This is a genomic window from Acinetobacter sp. ANC 3832, from assembly GCF_002135415.1.
Lineage (GTDB): Bacteria > Pseudomonadota > Gammaproteobacteria > Pseudomonadales > Moraxellaceae > Acinetobacter.
Genome location: NZ_NEGJ01000006.1, coordinates 191,381 through 211,116 on the forward strand (window position 1 = coordinate 191,381; position 19,736 = coordinate 211,116).

General features: G+C 36.6%; 19 protein-coding genes and 1 pseudogene. 13 read left to right on the forward strand and 7 right to left on the reverse strand.

What is annotated here, in order from left to right:
- Positions 1-273: 273 nt before the first annotated feature.
- From cyoA to B9T35_RS10460, 7 genes are all read left to right on the forward strand, one after another.
- Positions 274-1,314, forward strand: a complete 1,041-nt coding sequence (cyoA, locus tag B9T35_RS10430; RefSeq protein ID WP_086191048.1) for a ubiquinol oxidase subunit II — start codon at positions 274-276, stop codon at positions 1,312-1,314.
- Positions 1,315-1,317: 3 nt separating this feature from the next.
- Positions 1,318-3,306 carry a cytochrome o ubiquinol oxidase subunit I gene (gene cyoB / locus B9T35_RS10435; RefSeq protein WP_086191049.1) on the forward strand — a complete coding sequence of 663 codons (1,989 nt, stop codon included), beginning with the start codon at positions 1,318-1,320 and terminating at the stop codon, positions 3,304-3,306.
- A 4-nt stretch (positions 3,307-3,310) separates the two neighbouring features.
- Positions 3,311-3,931 carry a cytochrome o ubiquinol oxidase subunit III gene (cyoC, locus tag B9T35_RS10440; RefSeq protein WP_086191050.1) on the forward strand — a complete coding sequence of 207 codons (621 nt, stop codon included), beginning with the start codon at positions 3,311-3,313 and terminating at the stop codon, positions 3,929-3,931.
- Positions 3,928-4,257, forward strand: coding sequence for a cytochrome o ubiquinol oxidase subunit IV (cyoD, locus tag B9T35_RS10445; RefSeq protein ID WP_171264264.1), 330 nt, complete (start codon positions 3,928-3,930; stop codon positions 4,255-4,257). The genes cyoC and cyoD overlap by 4 nt, the downstream gene beginning before the upstream one ends.
- 10 nt (positions 4,258-4,267) lie before the next feature.
- Positions 4,268-5,146 carry a heme o synthase gene (gene cyoE / locus B9T35_RS10450; RefSeq protein WP_086191052.1) on the forward strand — a complete coding sequence of 293 codons (879 nt, stop codon included), beginning with the start codon at positions 4,268-4,270 and terminating at the stop codon, positions 5,144-5,146.
- 193 nt (positions 5,147-5,339) lie between these two features.
- The gene (locus tag B9T35_RS10455; protein WP_086191053.1) at positions 5,340-7,436 is read left to right on the forward strand and encodes a hypothetical protein; all 2,097 of its coding nucleotides are present in this window, start codon (positions 5,340-5,342) and stop codon (positions 7,434-7,436) included.
- 125 nt (positions 7,437-7,561) lie between these two features.
- A complete protein-coding gene (locus B9T35_RS10460; protein WP_086191054.1) occupies positions 7,562-8,317 on the forward strand; it encodes a DUF3142 domain-containing protein in 756 nt (251 codons plus the stop codon).
- Positions 8,318-8,330: 13 nt separating this feature from the next.
- Here B9T35_RS10460 and B9T35_RS10465 read toward each other — a convergent pair whose 3' ends face one another.
- Complete coding sequence (locus B9T35_RS10465; RefSeq protein WP_086191055.1) at positions 8,331-8,816, reverse strand: hypothetical protein; 486 nt, start codon at positions 8,814-8,816, stop codon at positions 8,331-8,333.
- Positions 8,817-9,093: 277 nt separating this feature from the next.
- Here B9T35_RS10465 and rpsF point away from each other — a divergent pair, with 277 nt between their 5' ends.
- The 4 genes from rpsF (at position 9,094) to dnaB (ending at position 11,819) form a co-directional block, all read left to right on the forward strand.
- Positions 9,094-9,480, forward strand: a complete 387-nt coding sequence (gene rpsF / locus B9T35_RS10470) for a 30S ribosomal protein S6 (RefSeq protein WP_086191056.1) — start codon at positions 9,094-9,096, stop codon at positions 9,478-9,480.
- Positions 9,481-9,492: 12 nt separating this feature from the next.
- Positions 9,493-9,720 (forward strand): 30S ribosomal protein S18, encoded by a 228-nt coding sequence (gene rpsR, locus B9T35_RS10475; RefSeq protein ID WP_086191057.1) that lies wholly within the window; start codon positions 9,493-9,495, stop codon positions 9,718-9,720.
- Positions 9,721-9,729: 9 nt separating this feature from the next.
- Complete coding sequence (gene rplI, locus B9T35_RS10480; RefSeq protein ID WP_086191058.1) at positions 9,730-10,176, forward strand: 50S ribosomal protein L9; 447 nt, start codon at positions 9,730-9,732, stop codon at positions 10,174-10,176.
- A gap of 197 nt (positions 10,177-10,373) precedes the next feature.
- Complete coding sequence (dnaB, locus tag B9T35_RS10485) at positions 10,374-11,819, forward strand: replicative DNA helicase (RefSeq protein ID WP_086191059.1); 1,446 nt, start codon at positions 10,374-10,376, stop codon at positions 11,817-11,819.
- A gap of 72 nt (positions 11,820-11,891) precedes the next feature.
- Here the strand turns inward: dnaB and B9T35_RS10490 are convergent, their stop codons facing one another.
- The gene (locus tag B9T35_RS10490) at positions 11,892-12,311 is read right to left on the reverse strand and encodes a DUF4259 domain-containing protein (RefSeq protein ID WP_086191060.1); all 420 of its coding nucleotides are present in this window, start codon (positions 12,309-12,311) and stop codon (positions 11,892-11,894) included.
- A 390-nt stretch (positions 12,312-12,701) separates the two neighbouring features.
- Between B9T35_RS10490 and alr the strand changes: the two genes are divergently transcribed.
- Positions 12,702-13,769, forward strand: a complete 1,068-nt coding sequence (gene alr, locus B9T35_RS10495) for an alanine racemase (RefSeq protein ID WP_086191061.1) — start codon at positions 12,702-12,704, stop codon at positions 13,767-13,769.
- A 47-nt stretch (positions 13,770-13,816) separates the two neighbouring features.
- Here alr and B9T35_RS10500 read toward each other — a convergent pair whose 3' ends face one another.
- The 5 genes and pseudogenes from B9T35_RS10500 to B9T35_RS10520 form a co-directional block, all read right to left on the reverse strand.
- The gene (locus tag B9T35_RS10500) at positions 13,817-14,236 is read right to left on the reverse strand and encodes a BLUF domain-containing protein (RefSeq protein ID WP_086191062.1); all 420 of its coding nucleotides are present in this window, start codon (positions 14,234-14,236) and stop codon (positions 13,817-13,819) included.
- Positions 14,237-14,581: 345 nt separating this feature from the next.
- Positions 14,582-15,316: a proteasome-type protease gene (locus B9T35_RS10505; protein ID WP_086191063.1), complete on the reverse strand. Its 735-nt coding sequence runs from the start codon at positions 15,314-15,316 to the stop codon at positions 14,582-14,584.
- A 68-nt stretch (positions 15,317-15,384) separates the two neighbouring features.
- Entirely contained in the window at positions 15,385-16,164 is a 780-nt protein-coding gene (locus B9T35_RS10510) for a transglutaminase family protein (protein WP_086191064.1), read from the reverse strand.
- Positions 16,161-16,769 carry an alpha-E domain-containing protein gene (locus B9T35_RS10515; protein ID WP_086191093.1) on the reverse strand — a complete coding sequence of 203 codons (609 nt, stop codon included), beginning with the start codon at positions 16,767-16,769 and terminating at the stop codon, positions 16,161-16,163. The genes B9T35_RS10510 and B9T35_RS10515 overlap by 4 nt, the downstream gene beginning before the upstream one ends.
- A gap of 22 nt (positions 16,770-16,791) precedes the next feature.
- A pseudogene (locus tag B9T35_RS10520) lies at positions 16,792-18,225 on the reverse strand (circularly permuted type 2 ATP-grasp protein); the annotation flags it as partial.
- A gap of 360 nt (positions 18,226-18,585) precedes the next feature.
- Here B9T35_RS10520 and B9T35_RS10525 point away from each other — a divergent pair.
- Positions 18,586-19,581, forward strand: a complete 996-nt coding sequence (locus B9T35_RS10525; RefSeq protein ID WP_086191066.1) for a helix-turn-helix transcriptional regulator — start codon at positions 18,586-18,588, stop codon at positions 19,579-19,581.
- Positions 19,582-19,736: the final 155 nt, after the last annotated feature.

Here is a 19,736-nt window from a genome sequence, read left to right on the forward strand (position 1 = left end):
CCCTTTTTTTATTTATAGAATTGATTTTATTGCCAAAATGCAAGTGCTAAAGTTTAATTCCGAGCGACTAAATTGGTTTTTATAACAACCCTTTAAAGCCACTTTATGTATAGCTTAGTTTGTTCATATGCGGCATAATAGCCTACAACGTAGCGGTGTCAGATCATTGAGAATGTTTTTCATTTATGAAAATTATCGATTCTCAATCATGCGACACTTTAATCGCTATCCCATATTAATTTAGGGAATGGGACTCTTCACCGAGGTTGTAAAATGAGACAAACGATTTTAGCTGTATTGTCTTTATCAACGCTTGCCGCGCTTTTAACAGGCTGCGGTGGTGATATGGTACTTCTGAACTCTAAAGGTCCAGTAGCAGCAGGTCAAAGTGACCTGATGATGAAAGCGATCTATTTAATGCTGTTGGTGGTTATTCCATCAATCATTATGGCATTATGGTTTGGTTGGAAATATCGCGCGTCAAATAAAGATGCAGACTATAGACCTACTTGGGCACACTCTACGACAATTGAAATTGTTGTATGGGGTATTCCATGTATTATTATTGCTATTCTTGCGTATCTAACATGGTGGGGCTCACATAAGTATGACCCTTACCGTCCATTAGAATCAGATAAAGCACCTTTAACTATTCAAGCTGTTGCTGAACAGTTCAAATGGGTATTCATCTACCCTGAGCAACAAATCGCAACTGTGAATGAAGTTCGTTTTCCTGAGAAAACACCTGTCAACTTCAATATTACTTCTAACTTTACAATGAACTCATTCTTCATTCCTAAGTTAGCAGGTCAAATTTATGCAATGGCAGGCATGAAAACTCAACTCCATATGATGGCAAATGAAACAGGCGAATATCGTGGTTTCTCTGCTAACTACAGTGGTTACGGTTTCACACAAATGCGCTTTAAAGCTCATAGTGTAACTGAAGCAGATTTCAACAATTGGGTTGCAGCAGTTAAAGCAGGCAAAGGTACTTCAGTGAATGCTGAAGCTATCCAGAAAACTGTTTTAGACAAAGCAGAGTTTGATTCTCTTAAAGATGGTGACCGTTCTAAACACCAAATTGAAGCGATGCTCAACAACGCTCACACTCCAGAAGAACTTAAAGCCGCACATGAAGCTGAACGTAAAGGTCCATTCCCTACTAAGCCTCATCCAGTGACTTACTATTCTTCAGTTGAGCCTAACTTGTTCGACAGCATTATCAGCAGATATATGAGCAACTATCATGGTGCAGACCATAATCCAGCTCATGCAAATGCTGAACATGCACCTGCTTCTGTAGAGGAATAAGACATGTTGTTATTAGGAAAACTCAACTGGGATGCGATCCCAAAAGAGCCTCTTGTACTTGTAACAATGGTCGTGATGGCTCTTGGTGCAATTGCTGTTTTAGGTGGTATTACCTATTTCAAAAAATGGGGCTACCTGTGGAATGTATGGTTTAAATCTGTAGACCATAAAAAAATCGGTATCATGTATATTCTTGTATCTGTTGTGATGCTACTTCGTGGCTTCGCAGATGCGATTATGATGCGTCTTCAACTGTTCCTTGCAAAAGGTGGCGGTGAAGGTTACTTACATCCAGACCATTATGACCAGATCTTCACCGCGCACGGTGTAATCATGATCTTCTTCGTAGCAATGGGTCTTGTTGTTGGTATGATGAACATCGTTGTACCTCTTCAAATTGGTGCACGTGACGTTGCTTTCCCATTATTAAACTCTCTTAGCTTCTGGTTATTTGCTGGTGCTGCTGGTTTGATGATGGTTTCACTTGTATTAGGTGAGTTTGCTGCAACAGGTTGGATGGCTTACCCTCCACTGTCAGGCATTCAATATTCTCCTGGTGTCGGTGTTGACTACTATATTTGGGCACTACAAGTCTCGGGTCTAGGGACGCTATTAACAGGTGTTAACTTCTTTGTTACCATCATTAAAATGCGTGCGCCTGGCATGAGCTTGATGGATATGCCAATCTTTACTTGGACTGCACTTTGTACAGCCGTATTGATTGTTGCATCATTCCCAGTATTAACAGCAACAATTGCAATGTTAACGCTTGACCGTTACTTCGATTTCCACTTCTTCACCAATGAGCTTGGCGGTAGCCCAATGCTTTATGTGAACTTGATTTGGACTTGGGGTCACCCAGAAGTTTACATCTTAATCTTACCTGCTTTTGGTATTTTCTCTGAAGTAACTTCAGTATTCAGCCGTAAAACATTGTTCGGTTACAAATCAATGGTGTATGCAACCATCGCGATCACAGTACTTGCGTTCGTTGTATGGGTTCACCATTTCTTCACTATGGGTGCTGGTGCCAACGTTAATGCGTTCTTCGGTATCATGACCATGGTTATTGCGATTCCTACAGGTGTGAAAATCTTCTCTTGGTTATTCACAATGTATAAAGGTCGCATCACCTTCACAACCCCAATGTACTGGACACTTGGTTTCCTTGTAACTTTCGGTATTGGTGGTTTGACAGGTGTATTAATGGCTGTTCCACCAGCTGACTTCCTAGTACATAACTCACTCTTCCTTATTGCTCACTTCCATAACGTAATTATCGGTGGTGTTGTATTTGGTATGTTTGCGGGTATTACATTCTACTGGCCAAAAATGTTTGGCTGGAAGTTGAATGAAACTTGGGGCAAAGCATCGTTCTGGTTCTGGTTCTTCGGTTTCTATTTTGCATTCATCCCACTTTATATCCTTGGTTTCATGGGTATGACACGTCGTTTGAATACATATGACAACCCTGAATGGGATCCGTATTTGGCGATTGCTTTCTTTGGTTCTGTTCTTGTTGCAATCGGTATTGCATGTTTCTTAATGCAAATCATTGTAGGTTACCTACAACGCAATGAAAATATGGATCACACTGGCGATCCATGGGATGCACGTACACTTGAATGGTCGACTTCATCTCCTGCTCCGTTCTATAACTTTGCACAAGTTCCAGAAGGTAACGGTATTGATCGTTTCTGGACTGACAAAGAAAACGGTGTAGCATATGCTCGTCCTACGCATTATGAAGATATTCATATGCCTACAGACCGTGCTGCTGGTTTTGTTATTGCAATGTTCATTACAACAATGGGCTTCGCGTTAATCTGGCACATTTGGATACTTGCTGTGATTTGCTTCCTTGGTGCTGTTATCAGCTTCATCGTCAGCTCTTTCACTAAAAAAGTTGATTACTATGTCCCTGCAGCTGAAGTAGAACGTATCGAAAATGAACGTTATGCTTTACTTGAAAAACACTTGAAGAAGGACTAAAGATATGGCTGAAGTACTTCATCACGACAACCACGGACACGATGACCATCATCATCATGATGATACTGACATCACTGTCTTTGGTTTTTGGACCTACTTGATGAGTGACTTGATTTTATTCGGTACACTCTTCATCGCGTTCGCTGTATTAAGCAGTCATATTCCTGCTGGAACACCAAGCCCTAAAGAGCTTTTTGGTGACACATTAGGTTTCGTTTTAACGGAAACTTTTGCTCTCCTTATCTCTTCTGTGACTTTTGGTTTTGCAGTACTTGCTTCATACAAGAAAAATGTTAACCAAGTCATTTTATGGCTTATCGTTACATTCCTTTTTGGTGCATCGTTCATTGGTATGGAACTTTATGAGTTTAATCATTTAGTTCATGCTGGACATGGTCCAAGCCACAGTGCGTTCTTATCTGCGTTCTTTACCTTAGTTGGTACGCATGGTATTCACGTAACGTCTGGTTTGGTGTGGATGATCATCCTCATGTACCAAATCAAGAAAAACGGCTTGACTGTTGCAAACACTCGTCGTCTTGCTTGTTTAAGCTTGTTCTGGCACTTCCTTGACATCGTATGGATCTGTGTATTCAGCGTAGTTTACTTACTGGGAGCTGTATAATGAGTAACGACCATAATGCTGCTGGTGCTTCGCACGGTAACGTAAAGCAATATACAATCGGTTTCATTCTTTCAGTTATTCTTACCATCATCCCTTTCGGGATGGTGATGACTGGAGGTTTTGATCGCGGTTTAGTGTTTGCTACGATTGCCATTACTGCGGTTGCTCAGGTTCTTGTACAATTAGTTTTCTTCTTGCACATGAATTCATCTTCTGAACAACGTTGGAATGTGATTGCATTCATTTATACAATTCTAACGATTGCAGTACTGCTCATTGGTTCTGTATGGATTATGAATTATCTACATTCAAACATGATGCTCTAAACTGGGTGTCATTTTGAAGAAATATTTATTCCTGACTAAGCCAGGAATTCTCTTCGGTAACTTCGTTACCACTTTGGGCGGCTTTTTCTTAGCCGCTCAAGGTTCTGTAGACTTCCTCTTACTATTTATTACACTCTTAGGTACAACGCTTGTTGTTGCCTCAGGCTGTGTTGTCAATAACGTCATAGATCAAGACATTGACCAAAAAATGCAACGCACAATGAATCGTGCGCTAGTCAAAAAAACCATTAGTCCAACGGTTGCTTTAGTTTTTTCTGCAGTTCTTGGTTTAATTGGTTTTGGCTTACTGTGGTTTTTCGTCAACGCCTACGCATTTGGTTTTGCTGTGCTCGGCTTTGTGGTTTATGTGGTGTTGTATAGTCTTTGGAGCAAACGGACTTCTATTCATCAAACCATTATTGGTAGTATTTCAGGTGCAAGTCCACCTGTGATTGGTTATACCGCGGTTTCGCATGAATTTGATGTTGCGGCTTTACTTGTGTTTTTGGCGTATGCGCTTTGGCAAATGCCTCACTCATGGGCAATCGCAATTTACCGTTTCGATGACTATAAAAATGCAGGAATTCCAATTTTACCTGTAGCACGTTCAATATTTCGCACTAAAGTGGAATGCTTAATTTACGTTATATTATTTGCTGCTGTTTTAAATGGCTTGTATTGCTTTGGCTATACCAATATTGTTTTTGTCATCCTGTTTAATGCATTAAGTGCTTACTGGTTATATTTATCAATTATTGGATTTAAAGCTGAAAATGATCAAGTATGGGCTAAACGCTATTTCTTATACTCTGTGATTTTAATTACAGCTTTAAGTATTAGCTTCAGTTTTAGTTACATATCCCCTGCACCACACCTTCCAATTTTCTAAAAAAGATAGAGGTCTCCTCTATCTTTTTTTTATTCTGTTTTTCACAACGACCATCTCTCGATTCGAAATATTTTATTTCACTTCTAGCATTTTAAATACTCTCTAAGTTTTTCATAATTTTTTTAAATTGATGATGCTTCATCAGTAATTCAATTGTTATGATAGCTCTAATAATTACAACATTTAAAGCATCATGAAATCAGCAAATATCTTCCTCATCAAAGCACTATTAAGCACATTTTTACCATTGAGTATTTCTTATAGCACTGTTACGCATGCAGGCTTTGAACAACAATGTAGTCCTTCTGAAAGCTTAGATGGTGGTTCAATTTATGATCCTTGCAACAACCTTCCTGTTTTAATTCCAGGTAATGACAATCACACCAATATGTATTTATTACTCAGTGATCTTGGTGTTGCCACAATTCAATCACCAAAGCCTGATTCTAATTTATGGGATGCTGTTTATGGCAATGTGCCTTTTCCAGTAGATAGCCTTACTGCTGAAAATAAAATCCTCAACCAACGTGCTTTTAATCCATCTGATGTGAGCAATTATGAAGAACGTTGTTCAACCATTGAAATAAGCAAAGAAACATTTACTCAACAAGTAAATTCCAATAAAAATATTTCAACAATTGAAAAGCAAGTATTGATTAATGAACGGAATAAACTCAGCGACTGCTCTATAAAAACTGCCCTCTTGAATATTGACCCAAATTGGTCTGCAACCGCTCGCCAATATGCGTCTTATCTCAATGCGAGTATTTCTTTTTACAATGCTAACTTTTCCACAGCAAATAAAATTTATGCCGTATTGAGCAATGTAGATGATGCTTGGCTAAAAGAAACTTCGCAATATATGCAAATCCGCAGTGTACTCAATTCTGCGTATGCAACTGGAATGAATCAATATGGGGATGTTGATCTCGACAAAATCAATAAAAACTTACTCAAACAATTTTTAGACAATATCACGACTTATTTAAAGCTTTATCCTAATGGTCAATATGTTGCTAGTGCACGAGGTTTCATGCGCCGAGGTTTTTGGCTTATAGGTCGTCAAGATTTATTCGTGAACGAAATTGTCTGGCAACTGAATAATCCAAAATCAAAATATTACAATATTGAGATAAACAATCTGCCTGCTGAAATTGATCGTCGCATATTCAGTAGCCAATATTTTGATGTAAAAAATTTAAAAGATCCTTTCTTTTTAGCCACTTATGATTTAATGCAAATGCGTGAAAAATCTGATAAAGATTTCCATCCGCTGACCTGGAATCAATTAAACGCTCAAAAAGATTATTTTAAGTCACAACCTGAATTATTCAAATATTTACAAGCTGTGCAATTATTTTATGTTCAGAAAAAACCACAAGAAGCATCAAGCTATCTCCCTGATTCAAGCCACGCCAATCCATACCTACAATTCAGTCAGAGTTTTCTAAAAGGTCAAATTTTAGAAAGGATTAATAAAACTCAAGCCGAACAATATTGGGCTCAACAATTATCCAAAGCTAAAAATAGCAATCAACGTGGACTATTTGAAACGGCATTGGCAAATCATTTAAATTCAAAGCAAGATATCACGCCATTCTTGGGTAAAAATCCTCAAATCAGTCAGCTTAATTTACAAAAGCATTTTATTGTTTATAAAGCCAATGAAGCATCCTTACAAAAATTTATCCAGTCCAATCAAAGCACAATAGATCAAAAACAGGCGGCTATTTTTATACTGTTAAATAAAGCATTGAATCATCAAAATTACACTTTATTTAATCAATCTTATGCTTATTTACCTCATGATTTTACCCAATACAAAGGCTATGAAAGTATTGAAAAGTTAAAAAATAAACCTCCCTTTGCAGATTTTATTTGGAGTGGAATAACAATTACACCGCAATTAAAATGTGCCAATTTAACAACACTGACTCAGCAATTAGAAAAATCACCTAAAGACCCTTTATTCAATATTTGTATGGGTGAATATATTCGCGCACCAAAAGCCTATTATTCAAACAACTGGAGTGGCGACGTCGATCATTCTGGATTTAAAGGTACAGTATTTACGCGTGGTCAAGTCTATAAAAACATAATTAAAAATGGTCCAAAAGGTGAAATCCAAGCCTATGCACTTTATCGTGCCATCATGTGTTATTCACCCAGTGGCAATAATGACTGCAGTGATAAAGACGTTTCTAAATCTGTGCGTAAACAATGGTTTGATCAAATTAAGCAGGATTACCCAAATACCAATTGGGCAAAGTCTTTAAAGTATTATTGGTAAATCACAAGTATCTTGCATATCTCCTACTCATATATTTTAAAGATGAAAGGTAAAATTTTATAAATTCTTATGCAAGATGCTGAATATTATTAAATAATTTACAATAGCGGTTAGGATAAATAATGATGCTAAAACAGATTTATGCACTTTTTTTCGTGTTCTGTTTATGTTTGAATTTACAAGCATCTCAGCCAAGTCAATCTGCAGTTTTAAATCAAAAAAATAGCAATACCACTGTTGATGCAAATGACTATTCTAGCTTTTGGATTTGGGGCAATATTACAACTGCCCCTTATTTATCCAAAGCCAAAGAACTGTATATTTTGCAGGGTGAAATCCGCGTCTCAAAACAAACGAAGCAATCCGTTTTTATTCCTCAAGGCATTACTCTACTGCAAATCCCGCATCAGAAAGTTTGGTTAGTCTTTCGCAACCATCATTTAAACTGGAATGATGATGAATTAAAGCAAATTTTACAAAGAATAAAGCAGTGGGAAAACTCTGGAAATCAAATTCAAGGTATACAAATTGACTTCGATGCGCGAACTAAAAATTTAAAAGACTACGCCCTTTTTCTTGAAAAAATTCGCAAGCAACTTCCTCAGAAATACCAATTAAGTATTACAGGGTTAATGGATTGGACCAATATTCAGGATATTGAAACGCTTAGGCTTTTTAGAGAAAATATTAGTGAGCTTGTAATACAAACCTATCAAGGCTCAACCACCATTGCAAACTATCAAACCTATTTAAAGAAAGTTTCAGCAATGAAACTCCCTTATAAAATTGGATTGGTGCAACATGGGGAATGGAATTCAAACTTGAAGCTGGATTCCGACTCAAACTTTAAAGGTTATGTGGTATTTTTATTGAGGCACTAATATTGATCTTCAATCATTTTCCAAAAAATTCGGAATCCTTTTCAAAACGACCAAACAATTCATCCATTTTCGCAGCATATCTCATGTCCAAACGATGCCACAGCATTTTAGGTAAAGGGATTAATTGTAAAGTATCACTTCTATACGAGATCTTACAAAAACGAATTTCATAGTCAGGCTGTAATATTTCATTTAGTGACAATAATGTCGTATCACGATCAGAGCCTTCGCCTAAATATGGAATCAATAAAGATTTTTCACCATACTGAATTGTAATGCTAAAACCCTGTTTATTATCAGTGTCTTCAAGTTCTGCAAATAAATGTCCAGTTTCTAAAATATTTTCACAATAATTGATAATTTCTTCATCCTCTTCACGCCAATCTACCACCATAACAATGTCATAACGACCATCAAAGACATCATTATAAAAATCAGCAGTAGGGTTTTCGATATAAGATTCGATCGTTTCAAATTTTTCTGTACTATAGTTTTTCATCATCATTGCTCTTTTTTATTTGTTTAGAATCTAAAGATTCACATTTCAAATGTCAGTTTTTATTGTGTAAAATATCAGCTTCCAATTTTTACGATAATTTCGAATAAAAGTGACTGTATAATAAATAGTTAAATATTAAATTGTGTTTAGGTCGAAATTTTCCTATAATAAGCGCTCGCAATTTTTGCGGCTCAATCAAATATATGTTTGGTTGTGACTCCTTGCTTCAAATTTTATTTAAAAAGTTTGAGGCTGTATAAACCGTAAGGAGCTGACAATGCGTCACTACGAAATCGTAATTCTGGTACACCCAGACCAAAGCGATCAAGTTGTGGGAATGGTAGAACGCTACATTTCTCACATCAAAGATGCTGAAGGTCAAATTCACCGTCTTGAAGATTGGGGCCGTCGCCAATTGGCTTACCCAATTAACAAAATCCATAAAGCGCACTACATTTTAATGAATGTTGAATGTGGTCAAACTACGCTTAATGAATTAGAAGAATTGTTCCGTTATAACGACGCAATCCTTCGTAATGTGATTATCCGTCGTGAAAACGCTATCACTGAAGAGTCTTTACTTGCTAAGAGTGCTGAAGAAAAACGTGCGCGTAAAGCTCAACGTGAAGAAGCACAACAAGCTCAAGATTCTGCTGAAGCATAAGGAGAACAATCAATGGCACGTTTTTACCGTCGTCGCAAGTTCTGCCGCTTTACAGCAGAGAAAGTTACGTACATCGACTACAAAGATATCGATACTTTAAAACAGTACATCACTGAAAATGGCAAGATTGTTCCTAGCCGTATTACAGGTACTAAAGCTCGTTACCAACGTCAATTAGCGCTTGCTATTAAACAAGCTCGCTACTTGTCTTTGATCCCTTACACTGACAATCATAAGTGAGGTTGAGCTGTGGATATTATTTTATTACAACGCATTAAGAACCTTGGTAAATTAGGCGATAAAGTTTCAGTTAAAGCTGGTTACGGCCGTAACTTCCTTATCCCTCAAGGTAAAGCAGTTGCTGCGACTGAGTCAAACACTGCTGCTTTTGAAGCTCGTCGTGCTGATCTTGAGAAACAAGAAGCTGATATTTTAGCTTCTGCTCAAGCACGTGCTGACCAATTGAACGAAGTAAATATCGTAATCACTGCGAAAGCTGGTGACGAAGGTAAATTATTCGGTTCTATCGGTACTCGTGATATCGCTGACGCGTTGACAAATGCTGGTCTTACTGTTGACCGTGCTGAAGTTCGTTTACCGAACGGTGCACTTCGTCACACTGGCGAATTTAACATCGCAATCCAATTGCACCATGATGTTACTGCTGAAGTTCTCGTTACTATCGTATCTGAGTAACTTCTTGCCTAAAAAAGAGCATGCTTTTGCATGCTCTTTTTTTATCTTTAAAATTTAGCTTTAGCCCCCATTATTATGACAAGATAGATCTTTGTTACTTATCTGCTATTTCTCTATTAGATACTTTATGACTTTTGAATTAAGATGAGTCATAACTGATTTACTTCTTATTGTTTAATTAAAAATCAAGGTTTTATATGTCTCAGGCAACTGCCACTGCTTCTACAAATACCTTTAAAACTGATGCAAAATCAACTGACTCTGCACAGCTCAAAGAATTTCGTACACCGCCACATAATTTGGCGATTGAACAGGCTGTGCTTGCTGCATTAATGACTGTAGCTGAGTCGTTTGAGCAAGTTAATGATACTTTGCAAGAAAATGATTTTTATGCGACACGCCATAAATATATTTACCGTGCCATTGAAAAACTTGCACAAGAAAACTCGCCTTATGATGCAGTATTGGTCAACGATTGGCTGATTAAACAAAACTTATTAGATGCTGTTGGTGGCGAAGAATATTTAATGCAATTGATGGCAGATTCTCCATCTAGTTTTTATAATTTAGAAACCTATGCCACTAAAATTAAAGAATTTGCCACTTTAAGAAGTATGATTAAAGTTGGCAATGAAATTCTACAAAATGCTTATGACACTAAAGGTCGTGAAGTTAGTGATATTCTAGATTTGGCTGAAACCAATATTTTCTCGATAGCAGAACAACATAATAACAATGCTAAAGCACAAGGCCCTAAAGCCATTTCTTCTGTCGTCGCAGATGTATTTGATAAGTTAAATGAACTTTCTCAAATGGAAGGTAACATTACTGGTTTAACCACTGGCTTCTTAGAATTAGACAATAAAACATCTGGAATGCAAGCAGGCGACATGATTATTGTTGCTGCACGTCCATCTATGGGTAAAACAACTTTTGCCATGAACCTTGTAGAAAGTGTTTTATTTAACTGTGATTTACCTGCTTTAGTATTCTCGATGGAGATGCCCGCAGATTCTATTGCCATGCGTCTAATTTCTGCATACGGAAAAGTCCATCAAGGTCATTTACGTTCAGGTAAATTGGATGGTGACGAATGGTCTAAAGTCACAGGAACCATTTTGCAGCTTCAAGAAAAACATTTGTATATTGATGACTCATCTGCCCTTCCACCAACCGAGTTACGTGCGCGTGCGCGACGTATTGCCAAACAACATGGTGGTAAATTGGGTTGTATTATGGTCGATTATCTTCAGTTAATGAAAGTTCCTGGCATGGGTGATAACCGTGTGGGTGAAATTGGTGAAATTTCAAGAAGCTTAAAAGCTTTAGCAAAAGAAATGAAATGCCCAGTAATTGCACTCTCTCAGCTCAACCGTTCTCTTGAGAATCGCCCAAATAAACGTCCTGTGATGTCAGATCTGCGTGAATCGGGTGCAATTGAGCAGGATGCCGATTTAATCATGTTTATTTATCGCGATGAAGTCTATAACAAAGAGTCTAAAGAAGCAGGTACCGCTGAAATTATTATTGGTAAACAGCGTAATGGGCCAATTGGTAGTGTACGCCTTGCCTTTGAAGGTCAATATACTCGTTTCAGTAACTTATCCCCTGAATATTATGCTCAATATCAAGATGATGAATAATTTTTAAGTGATTTTAAAAATATAAAACGGACATTTATATGTCCGTTTTATATTTGCACAAGAGAAAAACAATCATAATTTAGATTGTAGTATTTCTTTTAATGTATCTAAGTTTGCAATCCATTCTACATGATCGTCTGAATCTAACCACAACTCATCTAGTTCTGAATTTTCTTGAGTTAATAAATCTAAAGCAAGTACGCCTTTCTGAATGAGTGTAGCAGATGGCTTTTCTGATAGTTTAGCAATCCATTGATTTACACCACCTAAAAACTCTAGATCTTCTGTACTCTGTCCTAAAATTTGCACAAGTACTTCTGCTGCTGCATGTGCAATACATCCAACATCGGCATCAATAAAATCTTCATCTTTTCCAGCGATCACCTGATCAAATGCTTCTTCAATTGCACTAAAACCTGAACTTTCTTTTAATTCAGCAGCCCAATCACAAGCTTGATCATTACCAAATGGTTCGTGCGACCATGTACCCATATAACCTCCAAACGTTGAACTTTATTTTGCTAGACACCCTTAATTTCATCCTATTACGAAATAGTGATAAAAATAAAGATTCAATGTTATACAAATTGTATTGAGCACAAAGTGACTATGTCTATATTCTAATTTTTAGTTTTCTTCTAAATACGTTGCATACTTTAAATTTTCTGAATATTCCAATAACCAAAAAATTTACCGATGCAAAACAGGTAAATGATTAAAAACATAAATGTTGATGTTTATTTATAAATGATAGGCATACAATACCCACCTATATATTAAGGCTGAACAAGGGTTTAGACTCAATTTTATTGCCTTAAAATATCGTGTATAACCAATAAATGACATTATTTAGAATTTATTCCTTCAAAGGAGTCCATCAGGGTGCGCCAAGCTACAGTTCATATTGACAGAGAAGCACTGCAATATAATTTAAACCGTGTTAAACAACTTGCACCAACTGCAAAAGTCGTCAGTATGGTCAAAGCCAATGCTTACGGACACGGAATCAAAGACTGTCTGGCAGCCTTAAGTTCTACGGATGCCTTTGGTGTCGCCTGCTTAGAAGAAGCCTTAGAAATTCGAGCATTAGGCTATGCTCAACCGATTACACTCATTGAAGGGGTTTTTTCCGAAGATGAAATGAATGTGGTGATTAATAATAATCTTGAAGTGATTGTGCATCACCAACCACAAATTAAATGGTTACTTGCACATAAAGAATTATATTTAGCAAAAAATTTAAAAGTTTGGGTCAAACTTAATAGCGGCATGAACCGTTTAGGTTTCAAATTTGCAGAAATTATTGATGTCATTCATTTACTGAAAGCTGAAGGTTTTGACTGTGTCCTCGCAATGCATTTTGCCAATGCTGATACAGAAAATCACCCATTAAATGAACAACAGAAAAATCAATTTCTACAAGTCAAACAAGCTTGCTCACCTATTTTAGCTTCATGCTGTAATTCAGCAGCAATTTTTAAATGGCCTGAACTCAATTTTGATTTTGTCCGCCCTGGAATTATGCTGTACGGCGCTTCGCCTTTTGCAGACCTGTCTGCACATGATTTAGATATTCGCCCAGTCATGACATTTACTGCTGAGGTTATTGCTTTGAATACCATTCAAGCAGGTGAATCCGTGGGTTATGGTTCTACATTCATTGCAGATAAAATAATGAATATTGCCATTGTTTCAATTGGTTATGGTGATGGCTATCCACGTGCTTTTATTCAACAAAACTATGTTGTGATTCATGGTCAGAAAAGATGTGTGATTGGTCGTGTTGCGATGGATATGATTGCGATTGATGTGACTGATTTAGAGATAACCTTAGGAACTGAAGTTGAGCTTTGGGGCAAACAACGCTTAGTCGATGATGTTGCTGAAGCCAATGGCACCATTGGCTACGAATTACTTTGTCGCTTAAGTAATAGACCCAGTCGTAAATAATCCAATTTAAAAATAAAAAATCCAAGCTATGACTTGGATTTTTTATTTTATAGAGAATCTTGATCTATTTCATAAAGTAACTTTAATAAATGAGGCAACTCGTCATCTGTCAGTTTAATCAGTGAAAGTCCATCCAAACCCTTTTGTTTAAAATAATGGTGTAAATGGCTTTTACGATTTACATATTTCATTGACCATTGATTAAAATGAGCTGTTTCAATTTTTTTAGTTTTATATAATTTCACTTCTTGGTGGCGTCGATCTTTTTGGATATTCTGAAATAAGGCTTCTATAATCGCTTCATCTCCTTCCAAACATTGAAAAAAATATTCATCCGAAAAATACAACACACCATGAATATTATGTCTGACATTAAAATCGCGCGCTTCACCCAAAATATCTCTCAGATCATTCAATATTGTATGATCTAAAGATGTGGTTTTACTTGAATAACAAAGCTGAAACATGCCTTCCCCTGCTGAATTTACTTTTAATATTCAATGTGTTTAAATTTTATCTACAAGAATCATTTTTCAAAAAGATTAAGAATAATAAATTGTATGCCTCTATTTATAGCCTATTCATTCTCGCTTAAACATCATTAACAATTGAGTCATCTAACAATAAGCGAGCCTCTAGGTGCTCGATAAATTTATTATTCTAATTTTATAAAGTAAATTCAGAAGCATAACAACATTAAAAATTTATTTTTAGTACTTTATCATCATAAATATCTTGTATAAAACAGGCTAATTTCCGCTTATAGAAGAAACATAAAGAGTTGATGAATATCAATAAAATTTGCTTAATCACTATTCAAAATAATCAGAGGTAGGCTTTGGCAAGTCTTGCAATCCTCGCCTTAAAGTTTCAGACCATTGTTTACTGATATGTTGAAAATAAGGCTCATCTTCATTGATTCGTTTCCCTTGCGGTTTTTTAAATGAGTCTTTTGCATAAATCATGCTATCTAAAGGCATCCCCACCGAAACATTAGAGCGTAATGTTGAATCAAAAGAGATCAAACTACACCGTAAGGCTTCGTCAAGGGGCATTTCATAACTTAAGGCTCGATCTAAAATTGGCTTACCATATTTGCTTTCACCAATCTGGAAATACGGCGTATCACTGCTTGCAGAAATAAAATTCCCCTGAGGATAAATATTATAAAGCTGCATCTCCTCACCCTTGATTTGACCACCCACCAATAAACTACAGAAATAATTACTTTGTTCTTGAGTATCTTCCGTGACATCTGCAATCACTTTTCTTAAGGTTTGCCCAACCAAACCTGCTACTTCAAACATAGTATTTACACTATATAAATTGGGTTCTTGTTTGAGTGCTAAATGATTTTCTAAATGCCCAATCACCGCTTGCGTGGTTGCTAGATTTCCAGAGGTTTGGATACAGATGAAACGCTCATCTTCACGACCAAAAGTGTACAATTTACGGAATACTGAAATATGATCCACTCCCGCATTTGTACGTGTATCACTAATAAAAACCAAACCTTCTTTTAATCTCAGCGCACAACAATAGGTCATAATATTGCCTTTTCATCTTTCATTTTTATGTTTATATTCTGACAATATTGTATAAACATGTTCGCTTTTTAACAAGCCAGAACCTGAACAATAGAATACATTGATTCCAATCCTCCTTTCGCTCGCATGCCACGAACAGGTGCAACATCCCAGTAATCACGACCAATCGCCACATAAATATGTGAACTGGGTTGAAATAACTGATTACTAATATCAAAACAATGCCATGCCTGATCAATAAAAACTTCAGCCCATGCATGACTTGCTAAATGTGATGTGTTTGGAACAAATAAATAACCTGAAACATAACGCGCAGGTATCCCAAGTGCCTTGCACATCGCTATAAACACATGACTATGATCCTGACAGACCCCTTGTTTTGCTTCAAATGATTCAATAGCGGTATGACTTACCGATGTACTCAATGAGATATAAGGCATGTGAACCAGTAAGGCTTCTGCCAAATTAATCAGCTTTTCTTTTGAAATTTGAGTCACATATTTCTGAGCAAATTCCAACATTTCTAAATTACAGTATGTCGTTGGTGTCGGTTGTAAAAACTGAATCGGGGACAAGCCTCCCTCTATACCCAACTGATTTGAAGTATCAATTTCAACAACCCCTTGTGCCATAATCATTAAATTTTGATAATCAAAGTTTTGCGTACTGGTAATCCAAAGGTTATCAAAAACATCTTTGGTCACTTGTTTTTGCCCCGGCACACTCACATCCCATGAATGTACCTGCTGATGAATATTGGTTTGAGGGCTCATTTTTATATATTGAATACTTTGTGAGGCCAATTCAGTATATTGATAATGGGTTTGGTGGTTAATCATGAGCTTCATAATGTATCCACCTCAAAAAGTAACTGCATATGGTCGCTGAAATGATAAAAATTCATACTATCTGGACTTTGTTTGAGCTTTTCCCAGACCTCAGCAAGACTGTCCCAACCAAGTTCATGCAATGCACCCATTAAATGATGAATATCAATCAATGTTTTCTGCCTATCTTGCTTTAAGCGAATTTGGCGATCTAACTCTTCTAATTTTTGCCCTAAACTAAAAAATAAAAATACAGTGGTTTCCTCTTCTGCCTCTAGCACATCATTGCATTCACCAGCAACATCACAAATAAGTGCAGGATTTTGTTCCGCTTGAGACAGTAATTGATTTAATTCAGCAAAGGATTTAGCTGATAAAATACCGCGTAAATCATGAATATTATTTTTTGCATTTTGAAATTGTCGATGAAAAGATGATGGCTGTACTTGATCTAGAATCAATTCATTTAAAGAATCTGCATCAAAAGCAGGCAGACAAAATGCATGCGCATACTGCAATGCATTTTCATTACTTTTAAATGGAAATTGATTACATAGATATTGAATACGCGTTAAATAACGACCTAACCAAAAAACATGTTGTGCATTTGAACTTAATAAAATCATTTTCTTCCCCTTTTGTTTGGATTTAAACATGCAAGTGATCGACGACCCATGTATCTTTAATTCCTCCACCTTGTGAAGAATTTACAACTAATGAACCCTGTTGCATTGCAACTCGAGTCAAACCTCCTGGTACAATTTCAGTTCTATACGGCGAACATAAAACAAACGGTCTTAAATCAATATGACGTTCAGCAATTCCACAATCAGACAACGTGGGTACAACGGATAAATCTAAAGTCGGTTGGGCAATATAAGCATGTGGTGTTGTGATTAGTTTCTCTCTAAAACTTTCAACTTGTTGCTCAGTTGCTTGAGGGCCAATTAACATGCCATAACCACCCGAACCCTGTGCTTCTTTCACCACCAAACTTTCTAAATTTTCCAAAACATAATCTAAATCATCGCAATCACGACATTGATATGTTGGAACATTCTTTAAAATTGCTTGCTCACCTAGATAATATTCAATCATTTTATCGACATAAGGATAAATTGATTTATCATCAGCAACCCCTGTACCTGGTGCATTCGCAATCACAACATTATGTTGTAGATAAGCTGACATTAATCCTGCCACACCCAAAGTACTGTCTGGTTTGAATGCCAGTGGATCAATAAAGGCGTCATCTAATCTTCTATAAATTACATCAACTTGCTGACGTCCTCGGACTGTTTTGACATAAACCCTGTTGTTTTCTACAAAAAGGTCACGTGATGTCACTAAAGGCACATCCATTTCCCTTGCAAGAAAAGCATGTTCATAATATGCACTGTTGTAACGCCCAGGTGTAAGCACCACTATAAAAGGGCTATTTACATAAGCATTTTCAGCCAATATTTCACGTAAAAGCTGTGGGTAGTGCTCAATATTTTGCACATGATTTCGGCATAAATCTGGCATCAACTGCTTACTCATTTTTCTACTTTCAAGCATATAAGAGACACCAGATGGAGTTCTCAGATTATCTTCTAATACATAAAACTCACCTGTACGATCACGAACAATATCAATGCCACTAATTTGGCTATAGATACCTCCATTTAACTGATGCTTAATCATATGGGGTTGATATGCATCATGCGTCAGGACATGCAACTCAGGAATCACTTGATCATTTAAAATATTTTTCCCATGATAAATATCATGTAAAAATAGATTTAAAGCTTTAATTCGTTGCGTACAGCCTGCTGCAACTTTATTCCATTGCTGTTTCGCAATTACTCGTGGGATAAGATCAAAAGGAATGGTTCGCTCTATTCCAGAGGACTCACCATATACAGCAAAGGTAATCCCCTCATATAAGAAATGTTTTTTGGCATGTCCATTTAATTGATGTAATTCCTCTAAACTATGCTGTGCTAACCAAAACTCAATTTTTTCTGTCGTCTCTTTCGGTAAAGCCTGATCATCAACCAACTCATTAAAAAATTGCGATTTAAATTGTTCAAACAAGTGGATTGAATTCTTTTCTATGGTGGTTGAATGCATTTGAGGAGCGTTTACTTCAGGTTCTTCAATTACAAGGCTATCCATTGACAATAAAGGGTGCCCGCTCTCTAAATTTGTATTTATATCTTTAAGCATACAAACCTCTTCTTTTGTTATCGATCTATTGAACTGCATACATTACAAAGCAATAATAATGCCAAATGATGAAATGGATTGAAGAGAGGTTTAATCCTGAAACGATCATTTGCTATAACGGAAAATATAATGAGAGATTTACGCAATTACCCTTGCGCATTGATGCTATATTTTTTATTGTGTGAACTGGCTTCCGCCACATATTACAACCTACTTGATTTTATTTAAATTATGTCCTCACAAGAAAAAGAAACCTCCAATAGTCTCTATCGCCAATGGCAGATTCTGTCTCGCCTTTCTACTGGAAAGTGGATGGGCACACGTGAATTACAAGAAACTTTAGAACGTGAAGGCATAGAAATTAGTCTAAGAACGATTCAGCGTGATCTCAATCAAATTTCTCAACGTTTCCCAATTGAAAGTAATAAAACAGTACCTCAAGGTTGGCGTTGGCGTTCTGATGCGCCAATTCAGAGCTTACCGCATATGACCAGTTCTCAGGCTGTCACATTCATGATGGTTGAAGAGCATTTAAAACATTTGCTTCCGCCTAGCTTAATTGATGAAATGAACCCATGGTTTGACTTAGCTCGGCGTAGCCTTTCAACTCAAAATAATGTACGTCAATGGATTAATCGGGTACGTATTGTTCCTGCAAATCAGCCTGTTATTCCACCTGTTGTTGAAAAACAAGCTCAACAAGCAATCTACGAAGGTTTATTACAAGATAAACAAATTGAATGTATTTATCGGGCACGTGGTCATTTAGGTGAAGAAAAAACATATACCTTAAATCCACTCGGTTTGGTTCAAAAAGGTGCAATCATTTATTTAATTTGCACTCGTTTTGATAAGTCTGAAGTTCAAACGTTTGCATTACATCGTTTTAAGTCGGCGACTGTTTTGGATACACGCGCTTTACATCCTGTCAATTTTGATATTGATGCATATATTGATTCAGGCGCACTTGGTTTTCGTGTTGATTTTTCAAAGCCGACTGAAACGATTGAGCTAAAATTGGTGATGAACGAAGATGATGCGCAACATTTTACCGAAAGCCAACTCAGTAAAGATCAAAAAATTCAACAACTGAATAATGAACTATTCCAAGTAAGTGCTATGGTGCCTTTTACCTCTCAATTGGTCTGGTGGCTAAGAAGCTTTGGTAAAAAAATTGTTCGAATTGAACCGATTGAAGTATTTAATGCTGTGCATGAAATAGAATAAAAAAAGAGAGCTAAATAGCTCTCTAAATTTTGATTATTTTTCTAAATATTTAGACTTCTGACATAAAGCCTTTTCATTCTCCTAAAAGGAAAAATAAAAAAAATGATTAATATTTATAAAGATGTCTATTATTATCGCTAAATAAAGTGAATTCA

Excerpts from the sequence above, each read along its gene's own strand:
- B9T35_RS10490 (WP_086191060.1), bottom strand. The coding sequence starts at position 12,311 with ATGGGTACATGGTCGCACGAACCATTTGGTAATGATCAAGCTTGTGAT.
- B9T35_RS10500 (WP_086191062.1), bottom strand. The coding sequence starts at position 14,236 with ATGTTTCAGCTTTGTTATTCAAGTAAAACCACATCTTTAGATCATACA.
- B9T35_RS10505 (WP_086191063.1), bottom strand. The coding sequence starts at position 15,316 with ATGACCTATTGTTGTGCGCTGAGATTAAAAGAAGGTTTGGTTTTTATT.
- B9T35_RS10455 (WP_086191053.1), top strand. The coding sequence starts at position 5,340 with ATGAAATCAGCAAATATCTTCCTCATCAAAGCACTATTAAGCACATTT.
- dnaB (WP_086191059.1), top strand. The coding sequence starts at position 10,374 with ATGTCTCAGGCAACTGCCACTGCTTCTACAAATACCTTTAAAACTGAT.
- cyoA (WP_086191048.1), top strand. The coding sequence starts at position 274 with ATGAGACAAACGATTTTAGCTGTATTGTCTTTATCAACGCTTGCCGCG.
- B9T35_RS10465 (WP_086191055.1), bottom strand. The coding sequence starts at position 8,816 with ATGAAAAACTATAGTACAGAAAAATTTGAAACGATCGAATCTTATATC.
- B9T35_RS10460 (WP_086191054.1), top strand. The coding sequence starts at position 7,562 with ATGCTAAAACAGATTTATGCACTTTTTTTCGTGTTCTGTTTATGTTTG.
- rpsF (WP_086191056.1), top strand. The coding sequence starts at position 9,094 with ATGCGTCACTACGAAATCGTAATTCTGGTACACCCAGACCAAAGCGAT.
- B9T35_RS10515 (WP_086191093.1), bottom strand. The coding sequence starts at position 16,769 with ATGATTTTATTAAGTTCAAATGCACAACATGTTTTTTGGTTAGGTCGT.
- rpsR (WP_086191057.1), top strand. The coding sequence starts at position 9,493 with ATGGCACGTTTTTACCGTCGTCGCAAGTTCTGCCGCTTTACAGCAGAG.
- cyoB (WP_086191049.1), top strand. The coding sequence starts at position 1,318 with ATGTTGTTATTAGGAAAACTCAACTGGGATGCGATCCCAAAAGAGCCT.
- B9T35_RS10510 (WP_086191064.1), bottom strand. The coding sequence starts at position 16,164 with ATGAAGCTCATGATTAACCACCAAACCCATTATCAATATACTGAATTG.
- cyoC (WP_086191050.1), top strand. The coding sequence starts at position 3,311 with ATGGCTGAAGTACTTCATCACGACAACCACGGACACGATGACCATCAT.
- B9T35_RS10525 (WP_086191066.1), top strand. The coding sequence starts at position 18,586 with ATGTCCTCACAAGAAAAAGAAACCTCCAATAGTCTCTATCGCCAATGG.